This is a genomic window from Variovorax sp. YR634, from assembly GCF_900106655.1.
Lineage (GTDB): Bacteria > Pseudomonadota > Gammaproteobacteria > Burkholderiales > Burkholderiaceae_C > Variovorax.
Window position 1 is genome coordinate 1 of record NZ_FNOL01000005.1, and the last position, 11,883, is coordinate 11,883.

Below are 11,883 nucleotides of genomic sequence, written 5' to 3' on the forward strand. Positions count from 1 at the left end.
CCAGGAACGGCATTGAAGCCCGCTTCGAGCACCGCATCGGTCATCCCGCCGAAGAGATAGCTTCGTTCGCGCAGAAGGGGCAGTTCGACCTCGTGATGATGGGTTCGCGGGGCCATGGCACCTTGACCAACCTGGTACTGGGGTCGGTAGCCACCAAAGTGCTGGCTGCGTGCACGGTGCCGGTCTTGCTGGTGCGTTGAATGAGTGCCGCAACCCTGGCACGGGGCGCGATCGTGGCCGCCTTCGGTGCATTCGCACTAGCGGGCGGAACGAGCGTCTGGTCACGGCCGAGACCGCGCTCGCCCAGGCGATGCAGGCCGCCTCCCCCGCCGGCCCAGCGCGACCTTCCAGCCCACCTCCCGAGGAGCTGTGGCTCGTCGAAGGCATCTTCGATGCCATCGCCCTTGCGCACCACGGCATTGCGGCCGTAGCGCTGCTCAGCTGCAACAACTACCCCGAGAAGGCGCTGGCCGAACTGAAGGCCATCGTCGACGGGCAGAACGGCGCGGTAGAGACGCCTCGGCTCGTGTGGGCCTTCGATGCCGACAAGGCCGGGCAGGACTTCACGCTGAAGTACGTCAAGCGGGCACGCGAGGCCGGCTGGATCTGCTCGGCGGCGCAGATCCCGCAGCGCGGCAAGGCAAAGATCGACTGGAACGATCTGCACCAACGCGGCCGACTTGAGGAGAAGCACCTCGACGACTACCGCTACTACGGCGCGCTGCTGCTGGCCGCTACGCCGCAGGACAAGGCTCTGCTGATCTACAACCGCACCAGCAAAACGAGCTTCGACTTCGATCACGGCAGCGCAGCCTCATCACAGGCGAGATAGCAGGAGCGCGCAACCGCAAGTTTCGCCGACCAGTGGCGTCGAATCTCGTCCCTCTTTTGTCGCCGCTGCTGCAGCAGCGGAATGGCAATTGCCACGGCAATTGCCAAGACGGAGCCAACCGCTTGTACCCAAGCTGGGGCGTCAAGGCGAGCGAGCACTATTGCGCAGGTGACAAAAAACCACCGAATTGCAGGCACGCCAGGAAAGATCGCCAACGCGTACACCTACGATGGCGCCTCTACGGCGTGGACGCGCGCACGGGAACGGGCCAAGGTCAAGAACGCTCACTTCCATGACCTGCGAGCCAAAGCCCTCACTGATATCGATGGCGTGATCGACCGCGGCATAGGCCAGGCCCAGACCATGGGCGGGCACAGCACGCAGACGCAAACCGCCGACTACGTGCGCCACAAACGGGCAAAAAAGACCAGCGCAACACGCTAAAATCGTCTAACGGCGGTTTCGCCTCAGAGGGAGAAACAGCCCCGAAGGCCGACTTCTGCGTTAGAAAAAATGACGCTAAGTTATTGATTTTTATGGATTCTCTGTCTGTTTTGGGACCAGAGGGTCGAAGGTTCGAATCCTTTCGCCCCGACCATAAAAATGAAATGCACACAGTCACCAGCGGGCTGTGTGCATTTTTCGTTTTGGATCGTGGAGTGCAGCGAGCCAAGGTGTGGAACTCGGTAGAATCCGCCGCTGCTGCTTAAGAGAAAAAGCTCCTAAGTCATTGATTTTTTTGGCTTCTCTCCAGCCTGAAATCTGCCCGTAGCTCAGTTGGATAGAGCACCTGCCTTCTAAGCAGGTTGTCGGGGGTTCGATCCCCTCCGGGCAGGCCAATTTCCAGCCCTCATAGCCGCACAAGGACTTTGCCCCCGAAGTTTCGACGTCGTCCTGCGACCGCCGCGTCCAGGCTACCGAGACCGAAAATCCATTCCGCTCGCAGAGCAAGCCCGCCCGGCTGCTGCATAAATTTCCTCACGGCTCCATCAAACGGAAGACCCCCGCTGTCGATACCCGTTCGAGGCTTTCTCGGTGTTCGGCATGCCGAACACCGAGAGAAAGCTACGGACAGAGAGGTGAATTCGGCACGTAGCGAATTCGGGTGGGGACTATCGAATGGGCACCTGCGTCTCCTCGCTGCACGGCAGTGCCCCCAAGAACAGCCTACTCTCGCAGCGTGAATACCACCGACAGGTAAGAGACCGGCTGGGTCTGAATGGCCTCGATCCCATGCAGTGCAGTCGCATCGAACAGCATCGAGTCCCCCGCCCTCACCTCCACAGTCCTGCCGCCATAGCGGTAGCTGACCTCCCCGGACAGAAAATACAGAAACTTCAGGCCCGGATGCTGGAAGGTCACATAGGGATCGGCACCGGGCAGCAATGTGACCAGGTAGGGCTCCACGAACAGGTTGCCCGACAGCAGATGGCCCAACAGCTCATAGCGGTAGTCCGCCACCGCGCCGATGCGATCGACCAAGACACCATGCCCTGCACGCACATGGCAAAAGTCAGTGCGCCGCGCCTGATCACTGAAGAAACGTGAGGTCGGCACATGCAGGCCCTGCGCGAGGCGCTCCAAGGTCTCCACCGAAGGCGAGACCAATCCGCGCTCGATGCGCGAAAGCATTGAGGCAGAAATCCCCGAGGTCTTGGCCAACTCGCCGCCAGACACCTCTGCCGTCATGCGCAGCGCCCTGACCTGCGCACCGATGCGAGCCGCAGACAGGCTGCGCACGACAGGTGCAGATTGCCTCGGGCGGACACGCGTCACCGAGACCGGCAGCCGCAGAGGTCGGGCCGTTGGCAGAGGTGAGGCGACTTGTCGACGCGTCATTGGATTCGTTGGCAGCGGTAAGAGCTTTGAATCTCGGCAACAGAGGTAACCCGCAGCAGGAGCGATCCATTGCGGAATTAGAAACGCAGATGCGCAACCAATTATGTACCATACAAGCGGGTGCATAAAGAGGTCCATGCAGCGAGATTCGTTGCATGCGATCAACGCAGGATCCCGCACTACTGAAAGCCTTTGCGGCCGAGCTGAAGGCTCGGCGGGCAGTGCGCGGGTTCAATCAGGAAGAGCTCGGTTTTGCGTCGGGCCTCAATCGCACATTCATTGCCAAACTGGAGACGGCCACTACCAGCCCTTCATTGACCAGTCTCGTCTTCTTGTGCAATGGGCTCGAGGTGGAGCCGTCGGAACTCATGAGTTCCTTGATGAAGCGCTACAAGAAAGAGCTGCGGACTAAGTCGGCGGCCGAGTAGGAGATCTCGCCGATCATCCAGAGCAATCGCTCCTCTGATTGAGGCCATCTCTGTAGATGCCGCTGACCGGCTCCGAAGTCAGAGCGCGTCGGCGTTCTGCCCCAAGACGCGCTCAGCAGGCAAGGCGCAAAAGGGACAAGACTTTTCAGGCGCTGCAGATCACCCGACCACCCGCCGGAACGACGCTCGATAGTCGATGGGCTCCAGATGAATCTGGTCTTCCAGGCTGCCCTTGAGGATGCAGAGCCTCGGCCGTTCGCGGAACTGAAACACGATAGAGATGAAACGCCTCCTCCGCATCTGCGGCGAAGTCCAACTCGTTGCGACTGATGATGAAGGAGGAGGCATGGCCACCTTTCGTGGTCTTGACCTCGATGAAGCGAGGCTCGCCGGGCCGCTCATGCGAAAGGATGTCGTAGCCGATCCCGTCACCGAGGCGACCGGATTCAGCAGCCCGCGTTTGCCCGGGCGCATCGCCACGTGCCAGGTCGGGCCCACGGCCTCCGATCGTTTGCGCACGCCCTGATAGCCTGAGTCATCCGAAAGATCACCGAACGCTACAACGTGGCGTTCATCGGCATCGACACCACGGGCCTCGGCCAGGGCGTCTACCAGTTGGTGAGCAAGTTCTTCCCCGCCGCCAAGGCCATCAACTACTCGCTCGAGGTGAAGACGCGGCTCGTGCTGAAGGCCAAGAGCGTGATCAGCAAGGGACGACTCGAGTTCGACGCCGGCTGGGTCGATCTCGCACACGCGTTCCTTGCTATCCGCAAGACCCTCACGGCCAGCGGCCGAAACATCACGTTCGAGGCGGGGCGCACCGAGGACACCGGCCACGCCGACCTCGCGTGGGCCTGCATGCACGCCCTCGACAACGAACCGCTCGAAGGCATCACTTCCGCGAACAGCGGCTTCATGGAGATTTCGTAATGGAACAAGCAGCGCTTGCCGACAACTCGGCCCGCATGGAGGCATTCACCTTCGGCGACCCAACGCCGGTGATGGACCGGCGCGAGATCCTCGACTACATCGAATGCTGGATGAATGGCCGGTGGTACGAGCCGCCGGTGAGCTGGGACGGCCTGGCGAAGTCCTTCCGCGCGAGCACGCACCACAGCAGCTCGATTTTCTTCAAGCGCAACATCCTGCTGAGCACCTTCGTGCCGCACAAGCTGATGGACCGCGCGACCTTCAGCGCCTATGCGCTGGACTACCTCACCTTCGGCAACTCCTATGTCGAGCGACGGGACTCGCTCACGCGCCGGCCGGTGGGGTTGACGCACGCGCTCGCGAAATACGTGCGCCGCGGCGCCGACCTTGAAAGCTATTTCTTCGTGCGCGGCTGGAAGGACGAACACGAGTTCAAGGCCGGAAGCATCTTCCACATGCGCGAGGCCGACATCAATCAGGAGGTGTATGGCCTGCCCGAATACCTGAGCGCGCTGCAGTCGGCCTGGCTCAACGAGTCGGCCACGCTGTTCCGCCGGCGCTACTACAACAACGGCAGCCACGCGGGCTTCATCCTGTACATCAGCGACCCGGCCCAGCAGCAGGAAGACGTGGACGCGATGCGCACCGCGCTGAAGGAAAGCAAGGGCCCGGGCAACTTCCGCAACTTGTTCCTCTACTCGCCCAACGGCAAGAAGGATGGCGTGCAGCTGATCCCGGTGAGCGAAGTGGCCGCGAAAGACGACTTCTTCAACATCAAGAACGTCAGCCGCGATGACGTGCTCGCCGCGCATCGCATCCCGCCCCAGCTGCTGGGCATCGTGCCGAGTAACACCGGTGGCTTCGGCGCCGTGTTGCCGGCCGCCCAGGTCTTTGCGCGCAACGAGATCAAGCCGCTGCAGGACCGGTTCAAGGAGATCAACGCGTGGATCGGCGACGAGGTCGTGCGGTTCACCGACTACGAGGTGCCTACGGGCGAGGCGACGGCCGCGCCCTGAATCACAAAAAAGACGGGCGACCTGTTCAGGTGTTGGAGCACCTGTTCAAGCCCCGAAGTGCAGATCGAGCCTGCAAGCCGGCGAGGCCCGCCACCCTGTACAGAGTGGGCCAAGCCTATCAGTAATTTTTAGTGTCAAAGGCTTGCACAATGGAAATTTCAGCGAAACCTCTGGTGCCGTGGATCGGCGGTAAGCGCCGCCTCGCGAAGCACATCCTTCCCCTGTTCCCCGAGCACACCTGCTACGTCGAGCCCTTCGCGGGCGCGGCGGCTCTCTTCTTCATGAAGGAGCCGGCGAAGGTCGAGGTGCTCAACGACGTGAACAGCGACCTCGTGAACCTGTACCGCGTGGTGCAGCACCACCTCGACGAGTTCATGCGGCACTTCCGGTGGGCGCTCACGAGCCGCGAGATTTTCGGTTGGCTCAAGGAGACGCCGCCGGCGACGCTCACCGACATTCAGCGGGCGGCACGGTTCTTCTACCTGCAGAAGCACTCGTTCGGGGGCAAGGTCGAGGGGCGCACGTTCGGCACTGCGACCGCGTCGCCGGGGCGGATGAACCTATTACGCATGGAGGAGGATCTCAGCGCGGTGCATCTGCGTCTGCACCAGGTCACTATCGAGCGGCTAGATTGGGCCGCGTGCGTGGAGCGCTACGACCGTAGCCACACACTGTTTTACCTCGATCCGCCCTACTGGGGCACCGAAGGCTATGACGTGCCGTTCGCGCTCGAGCAGTACGGCCGCATGGCCGAGCTGCTGAAGACGATGAAGGGGAAGGCCGTCGTCAGCGTGAACGACATTCCCGAGATGCGCCAGGCCTTCGCCGGACTGAAGCAGCGCCCCCTGTCGATCACCTACTCGATCGGCTCGGCCGAGAACCGCTCGCAGTCGCGAGAGTTGCTCGTTGCGAACTTCTAATTGGAAAAAGGGGCTGACATAGCCCCCTGTCGTTGGAGCGCAAAGAGGGCAGCGTCAGCAGGTTTGCCAAAGTCAGCAAATGTCCTTATTGCGATTCATCGACATTCATTGCGTTCGGATTATGCGATGACGATGCTACTGTGCTTGCTTCGACTTGAATATGGGTATACGCCTCCTTCTTGCCCTTTCTGGTGTTGCATTGCTTGCAGAGAGGGGCGAGATTTACTACGGAATTTCGACAGGCGTTGACGAATTTGAATTTGAGATCGCCTTTGCTGTACATGAGACTCAGTAGCACGTTGCCAGAGTCTACCGTTGTGTGGCGAAGGTATTTGCCGGTGTATGGCGCAATTGGTGCTGGTGCGAGCTCATACGAGCGTAGATATCCGAGCTGCCCCTTTGGTTTGTGGAGCCGTAGATTGTCGGGAATTTCAGAGGACTCAAATCCTTCATTCTTCTGTCGAAGAATGGCCTGCCCCATTGGACCCTTGGGTCCATACACTGTCATTGCCATTGCTCGCAGCATTTTGAGCACAGGAGCATCATCAATGCCTGCTGTTGGATGGTCATGATCAATTTCAATTAATGAGATTGGTAGGCAGATGCCACAGATGGCGCAAGGCGCGCTTTCAAACGGATGTGTCGATTCGGTGAGACTCTTGGCGTCGCGTTGCAATAGCTGCCTTTGCTGGATGCCAAATAATTTTTTCCATAAAGGATTATTTAATATATTTCGGTGCGCTTGTGTATCTGAAGCAAATGTAGTTGTGTTTGCATCGATGAAGGACGCATGGTCAATCGCATCATCTTTAGAGAGAAGTTGATCTTTGCTGAAATAAGGGTAAATTCCGTCTTGCAATACCCTGTATTGTTTTTGGGTTTTTATTACGAACCCGCCCTTTGCGGTGTAAGCGTCTATATGTTTTGGGATGAGGGGCTGATTCGCAACTTCTTCAAAAATACTTCGTATCGCCATTGCTAGCATTTTTCGCTCCTTGAAGGCTGCGGCCTAGGTTTTCTTGTGGCAGAAAATTTGCGCCTGACTGGGGGGCACAAAAAAGCAGCATCACATAGCGAAAATGCGCTGGCAATCCCCAGAATTGGCTATGCCGGCAATTAAAAAGGCGAGTTGACGAGGCAATTAGTTCTCGTTAAATGGCGGCTCGTGTCGCCGTTCAGCACTTTGCCCACAGTCAATCACCAGCTGGGGTGGCACAGCAAACCGTCTCGTGGGCTGCCCACCAGTAATTTCTGACCGTGCGTGTGGCCCAGTCGATGAAGAGGAGGGCAGTAGTCAGCGTGAGCGACATGCCGGAGATGCGCGGGGCGTTCGCCGGCCTGGAGCAGCGGCCGCTGGCCGCAAGCGCCATTACCCGATGGCGCGCGGACTTGACCCCGCCACGCCTGCCCGCTAAATAGGTCTCTTTCGTCGGGCCGGTCGAAGCGGCTTGTGGGCCAGCGCTGTGCCGCGTGGCGGCCCGCCGCCGCCTCAGCGGCGGCGTGATGAGCGCTACCGCTTCAAATTCCTGCGATGTTCAGGCTGTCGTTCAAGGGAAAGTCTAGATTCCATCTGGTCTCGATTAATGAATGGGTAACGGTCAATGCTGTTCGGGCCTGATCCAAAGTGGCTTTGGTTCCCTGCACGTGGGCAAGATCGTTTCTGATCTTTCGCGTTGAGTCAATTAACGAGAAGGTCTTCCAGTCGATCAAGTCAGCCAGTTCAAGTTGCTGTGACACGATGCTTGCCGTGTAGTTGTTTCCCGTGAGTAATTTAAGGCGATCAGCGTTGATGCGTTTCTTGTTGGGAGGGATTTCTTTGTTTATTGAATTTAGATATTCTTTCCAGCGCATGTTCATGTGAGATTCAATCAAGAACCAAGACAGCACCAGCGAGGTTTCGAAATTTCCATCTTTGAATTCAGTTAGGCTTTTTGCAAATGAAGAAAGTATTTCGATTAAGCCGGGTTGAGCTACTGCTTTTTTAAATCGTGACACTGCGTGCTCGATAACATCGTTTTTTATTACGTTTCGATGTGCTAAATTGGGATTCACGCTCAGTGGCAGCTCAGGGTTATGATTCCCTAGATGCCTGTCATTTAAATGAAGCGCTGCATAACTTTGCTGAGGTATGCTCCAGCCATTTGCATCTCCATTGTTGTCGAGGGTTACCGTAAATGCATCGCGCAGAGTTATTTCGTGTAGATTGAAATGTAAAGCTTTTGAGCACATCATGGTCGCCGTGTCAAGCAACAAATAGAAGGCGTTAATGTGCTCCAAGTATTTCCTCCACTTTTCCATTGGAGTTTCAATGCTCAATATTGTTGCCGTGGGGAACGCTGAATTGATCGCCGGGACGCACAACATAATTGCGCTATCTCTGGCGATTTTCAATGAAAATTCAGCGCTAGTATATTCGTAGCGAATTTCCTTCATCATGTGAAACCATCGCTCCGGTTTGCTCTGACTCAAATCAATCGCTTCATCGGTCCAAAATGGTCGCGAAGCATAAAAGGCAATAAATTTTTGGTCAGGCATTGGGATCGCCTCTTGAAGAGGGCTAATGTGCGGACTAGACATTGTCCTCTTGCACCTCGAGGCCCGCGCACTGTGCGTTGAGTCCAGGTCTTCCTGAGGCCGGTGTGGCTGCCAAACGAAGCTCGCGTACTCCCGGGCTGCATTGATGCAAGGCCGCTAGGCGCACCGTCGCACCCGGTCATTGGCGTGTCCTTCCCCATTCTTGATCTTGTCTCCCCGGCCCCATTAAGGCGCTGCGTGACCCCTTCGTAGCCGCCGGGGCGAGGGGGCGGGGCTGCGGGCGACATTGCCTCGTGGCGCGCGGTCTTGACCCCGCCACGCCTGCCCGCTAAATGACTCTCTTTCGACGGGACCGCCGAAATGCCGCCGGCCCAAGCGTAGCGCGGCCCCATGGCGCACTCGACGACCCCTGCAGGGCGACGAGTTTTGACGCCTTTGGCGGCTGTTTCCGGGGCGTTTCGAGGCCGGGGGAGGACCAACCCTCCGGGGACCAAATCCGGTTTGGGTTCGGGGAAAACCTAATTTCCTAATCTGGAGTGAAAAACCGGCCGAAAACCCGCATGGCGCCTAGCGCTGAGCAGGTTAGGCCTCGCCCTAATTTGACCTAACCTGAAAGCTAATTTTCCCGTAAGTTGTTGATTCATATGGCTTTTGTTTTTCTCGAAGGTTAGGTCTAGGTTAGGAAAAAATTAGGTTTGTCTGGAACGTTGAAACCCGCATGGATAAAGGCTTTGCGGCATGTTTCTGATCGGCGATTAGGAGAGTTAGACTTTCCCCGAACCCTCCCCGGAATAACGGAGACGGCAGGCGGGCGGGGCACATCGACTGGATCTCACTCGCGAACTCTTTGGCGAAAAAAAACCCGCCGAGGCGGGTTGATGCGAAAAGGCAAGGGGTCGCATGTCTGTATGGCTGAAATGGACCGTTGCTGTCCTTTCCCGAGTCTTCCCGAACTTCCGCTTCGCAATGGAAAGAGACGACCGGCTTGTCAATCGAAATCTATCCATGGTCATGGGTTGCTCAGGGTTCGATCGTCGGGATACTCTTGCTGCTCGATGCAACAAACAAAACGTCATCACTTCGTTCCCAAGGCCTATCTCAATGCATTCTGCGACCAGGCGGGGCGGCTCCTTGTTTATCGCAAGGATGGCCCGCCTGGACCTCTTCACGTTACTCCCAACGCCACGCAATTCCGTCGCTACTACTACTCCCAGCCGACCCCGGGAGGCGGTCAAGACAACAACACGCTGGAGGAACTTTTCTCGACCATCGAAAGCAACTGGCCAGAGACGGTTGCGAAACTTCACCGGCGCGAGGACGTGAACGACAGATTGGAGAACATTTTTCAGTTCATCGCGCTGCAACGTGTGCGTGTTCCGGCAAGCCGAGACGTGGCAGAGGCCATGCTGGCGCAGACGGTCAAAGACACCCTGAAGGTCATGCTCGCGAACGGCGAGCTTCCACCGCCCCCGTTGGGGTTTGAAGACCTGCCGAATCAGGTCCAGATGACCATCGACCCGCACAGGAGCATCCATGCGATGGCGGCGATGATGCAAGGGATGGGGCGGCTGTACTCAATGCTCGGGATTGCGGCTGTTCACAACGCGACGATGCGACCATTTCTGACCAGCGACAATCCTGTGCTGTGGTTCGACCCATCGCTACCTTTCGATTCACAGCGGCCGTACACCATCAATCCAGATAGTGGCCCAGTGCTGCTCGTCTTTCCCGTGAGCCCGAAACTGGCGCTTGTCGGTTCGACTGAATACAAGGATGTCTTCGGCCGACACGGTCTACTGCACAGCGACGCGCCCGATGAGACCTGGGTTGACGTGATAAACGCACAAGTCTGTCGGTTTGCGTACGAGGCTGTGATCGCTCAGAGCGCCGGCCAAGAGGATGTGATCGCGAAATATGCTGGCATTTCACCGGTGCACGAAGCGGTCGCGCTGCCAGTCGGCAAAGGTATGGCAACTATTCACCGGCAGGTGTTCGGGCCGCGAGTGGCCAAGCCCAAGTGGCGAGATGAGTAAGTGATCATCCGCAATCCGGACGATTCTCCGCGTCTGCATCGAGGTTCGACCTAATAGCAAGCCACAGCTCTCACAGGCGCTTCGAGTTGCGGGATCGTTGAGAAGAATACGGCGCCGGACTTGGTGGCGTAGGCAAGTTGATTCCCGATTGGGCCACTGTTCGGACCTTCTCCTGAAATTCTTTTCGCTGTTCAGGCGACATCGGTCGTAACCAGCCCAAGTAAATCCACTGCGAGTCAGCAGTCCAGACGCTGCCGAATGGCCCCGTGGGCAACTTTGCGTACCAGAAGCAGATTTCCAGGAAGGAGAAATAAATTGACCAAGCGTACGACCGCTCATCTTGGACACTGGCATTAGCCGGCCAAAAGTTCATTTTGCCAATGCCCAAGGGGCATCTCTTAGCACCGCCCAAAACAAGCATGTCTTCATTGACCGCGAAAGTGATGCGGAGCCTAGTCTTGAACTGCTTCTTGTCGAGTAGATCTTTTAGATCTTGCGGGACAGGGAGGCCGTGACTGCTCAAGTCGCAGCCAAATACCTTTACGAAATACTTGTAGAGGTTCGTTTGATCTTCTGCAAAGGAGTTGCCGTAGACATCTGAAAAGTCGATGACCCGGCGCTCGACGATCTCAGATTCGTGATCGATGACAAACTTGAAGAACTTGTCGTACGCTAGATCAAACGGTTGAGACTTGTTGTTGTTGCACGCGCTACACAGGCATTTCTCATACTTGATAAGGTCTGATCCCGGACCTTGGAGCTTACGCTCCTTCCCCTCCTTCACATGCAACATCGCGTTGGCGCCCTTGTAGGAGCCGCTTCCATGCAGTTCCACTAAGAGCGATTTTTTAATTTTGTGTTCGCCGGTATCGGCATCGTCATTGCACATCCAGCATTTCATAACGTCGCCCTCGTGATCTGGTCGTTAAAAAATCTGTTGTGACTCATGTCGCGTGTGGCCGCGGTCAAACTGGCCGTACGTCGAAGTACGCCTCGTCTGTGTCGCTAAGGTCCCGAAATCCTGCAGTCCTGCCCGAACATGAGAACCAAAGCCGAAGCTGAATCCGAAGGTTTCACCGTGGATGCCGCCGGTGCTGGGCGGCCGTGGGCGACGAGAGGCAAGATCCCAACAATGCAGATTGTTCCAGTCATGACTGGCCCGGAAGAAGCGTTCGTCGAGGCGCTTCGCGCCGCGCTTATTGTCCTCCGGGGACCTACTACGCCGCAAATGGTCGAAAGCGTCACGACCACAATCGCCAACGTCCTCGCGGGCGTCGACGCAGGCAAGAAATGGGTGCCGTGAAATGACCACAAACTTGGTTTTGTGCCAGCAAAGTTGATCCTGACCTG

13 protein-coding genes, 1 tRNA gene and 1 pseudogene are annotated in these 11,883 nt (G+C 57.4%); 10 read left to right on the plus strand and 5 right to left on the minus strand.

Annotated elements, in window-relative coordinates:
- The 4 genes from BLV60_RS10940 to BLV60_RS10955 form a co-directional block, all read left to right on the plus strand.
- Window positions 1–200 (plus strand): universal stress protein (locus tag BLV60_RS10940; RefSeq protein WP_143042576.1); only part of this gene is annotated, 200 nt, incomplete at its 5' end.
- Between the two features lie 110 nt (window positions 201–310).
- Complete coding sequence (locus BLV60_RS10945; protein WP_093054285.1) at window positions 311–832, plus strand: toprim domain-containing protein; 522 nt, start codon at window positions 311–313, stop codon at window positions 830–832.
- A gap of 81 nt (window positions 833–913) precedes the next feature.
- Window positions 914–1,276, plus strand: a complete 363-nt coding sequence (locus BLV60_RS34360) for a site-specific integrase (protein WP_176928774.1) — start codon at window positions 914–916, stop codon at window positions 1,274–1,276.
- Between the two features lie 318 nt (window positions 1,277–1,594).
- A tRNA-Arg gene (locus tag BLV60_RS10955) sits at window positions 1,595–1,671 on the plus strand.
- Between the two features lie 328 nt (window positions 1,672–1,999).
- Here BLV60_RS10955 and BLV60_RS10960 read toward each other — a convergent pair.
- Window positions 2,000–2,572: a helix-turn-helix domain-containing protein gene (locus BLV60_RS10960; RefSeq protein ID WP_093054287.1), complete on the minus strand. Its 573-nt coding sequence runs from the start codon at window positions 2,570–2,572 to the stop codon at window positions 2,000–2,002.
- Window positions 2,573–2,826: 254 nt separating this feature from the next.
- Between BLV60_RS10960 and BLV60_RS10965 the strand changes: the two genes are divergently transcribed.
- A complete protein-coding gene (locus tag BLV60_RS10965) occupies window positions 2,827–3,099 on the plus strand; it encodes a helix-turn-helix domain-containing protein (protein ID WP_093054289.1) in 273 nt (90 codons plus the stop codon).
- A gap of 145 nt (window positions 3,100–3,244) precedes the next feature.
- Here the strand turns inward: BLV60_RS10965 and BLV60_RS10970 are convergent, their stop codons facing one another.
- A complete protein-coding gene (locus BLV60_RS10970; RefSeq protein ID WP_371127366.1) occupies window positions 3,245–3,586 on the minus strand; it encodes a protein NO VEIN domain-containing protein in 342 nt (113 codons plus the stop codon).
- 50 nt (window positions 3,587–3,636) lie between these two features.
- Between BLV60_RS10970 and BLV60_RS10975 the strand changes: the two are divergent.
- The 3 genes and pseudogenes from BLV60_RS10975 to BLV60_RS10985 form a co-directional block, all read left to right on the plus strand.
- Window positions 3,637–4,029, plus strand: a pseudogene (locus BLV60_RS10975) (terminase); the annotation flags it as partial.
- Entirely contained in the window at window positions 3,954–5,045 is a 1,092-nt protein-coding gene (locus tag BLV60_RS10980) for a phage portal protein (RefSeq protein ID WP_371127367.1), read from the plus strand. The pseudogene BLV60_RS10975 and the gene BLV60_RS10980, both read left to right, overlap by 76 nt.
- Before the next feature lie 149 nt (window positions 5,046–5,194).
- Complete coding sequence (locus tag BLV60_RS10985) at window positions 5,195–5,965, plus strand: DNA adenine methylase (RefSeq protein WP_093054293.1); 771 nt, start codon at window positions 5,195–5,197, stop codon at window positions 5,963–5,965.
- Between the two features lie 85 nt (window positions 5,966–6,050).
- On the opposite strand, the gene BLV60_RS34045 is transcribed toward BLV60_RS10985, so the two are convergent.
- Together BLV60_RS34045 and BLV60_RS34050 are read right to left on the minus strand one after the other, a co-directional pair.
- Window positions 6,051–6,950 (minus strand): hypothetical protein, encoded by a 900-nt coding sequence (locus tag BLV60_RS34045; protein ID WP_143042577.1) that lies wholly within the window; start codon window positions 6,948–6,950, stop codon window positions 6,051–6,053.
- 533 nt (window positions 6,951–7,483) lie between these two features.
- Window positions 7,484–8,500, minus strand: coding sequence for a hypothetical protein (locus BLV60_RS34050; RefSeq protein WP_143042578.1), 1,017 nt, complete (start codon window positions 8,498–8,500; stop codon window positions 7,484–7,486).
- Window positions 8,501–9,555: 1,055 nt separating this feature from the next.
- On the opposite strand from BLV60_RS34050, the gene BLV60_RS10995 reads away from it, so the two are divergent.
- Window positions 9,556–10,533, plus strand: coding sequence for a DUF4238 domain-containing protein (locus BLV60_RS10995; protein ID WP_093054297.1), 978 nt, complete (start codon window positions 9,556–9,558; stop codon window positions 10,531–10,533).
- A gap of 70 nt (window positions 10,534–10,603) precedes the next feature.
- Here the strand turns inward: BLV60_RS10995 and BLV60_RS11000 are convergent, their stop codons facing one another.
- Window positions 10,604–11,422, minus strand: coding sequence for a hypothetical protein (locus BLV60_RS11000; RefSeq protein ID WP_143696808.1), 819 nt, complete (start codon window positions 11,420–11,422; stop codon window positions 10,604–10,606).
- Between the two features lie 150 nt (window positions 11,423–11,572).
- Between BLV60_RS11000 and BLV60_RS11005 the strand changes: the two genes are divergently transcribed.
- Window positions 11,573–11,836 carry a hypothetical protein gene (locus BLV60_RS11005; RefSeq protein WP_093054301.1) on the plus strand — a complete coding sequence of 88 codons (264 nt, stop codon included), beginning with the start codon at window positions 11,573–11,575 and terminating at the stop codon, window positions 11,834–11,836.
- Window positions 11,837–11,883 lie beyond the last annotated feature (47 nt).

What these genes read in the sequence shown, in the direction of transcription:
- BLV60_RS10945 (WP_093054285.1), top strand. Translation starts at nt 311, where the DNA reads ATGCAGGCCGCCTCCCCCGCCGGCCCAGCGCGACCTTCCAGCCCACCT.
- BLV60_RS34360 (WP_176928774.1), top strand. Translation starts at nt 914, where the DNA reads ATGGCAATTGCCACGGCAATTGCCAAGACGGAGCCAACCGCTTGTACC.
- BLV60_RS10965 (WP_093054289.1), top strand. Translation starts at nt 2,827, where the DNA reads ATGCGATCAACGCAGGATCCCGCACTACTGAAAGCCTTTGCGGCCGAG.
- BLV60_RS10985 (WP_093054293.1), top strand. Translation starts at nt 5,195, where the DNA reads ATGGAAATTTCAGCGAAACCTCTGGTGCCGTGGATCGGCGGTAAGCGC.
- BLV60_RS34045 (WP_143042577.1), bottom strand. Translation starts at nt 6,950, where the DNA reads ATGCTAGCAATGGCGATACGAAGTATTTTTGAAGAAGTTGCGAATCAG.
- BLV60_RS34050 (WP_143042578.1), bottom strand. Translation starts at nt 8,500, where the DNA reads ATGCCTGACCAAAAATTTATTGCCTTTTATGCTTCGCGACCATTTTGG.
- BLV60_RS10995 (WP_093054297.1), top strand. Translation starts at nt 9,556, where the DNA reads ATGCAACAAACAAAACGTCATCACTTCGTTCCCAAGGCCTATCTCAAT.
- BLV60_RS11000 (WP_143696808.1), bottom strand. Translation starts at nt 11,422, where the DNA reads ATGTGCAATGACGATGCCGATACCGGCGAACACAAAATTAAAAAATCG.
- BLV60_RS11005 (WP_093054301.1), top strand. Translation starts at nt 11,573, where the DNA reads ATGAGAACCAAAGCCGAAGCTGAATCCGAAGGTTTCACCGTGGATGCC.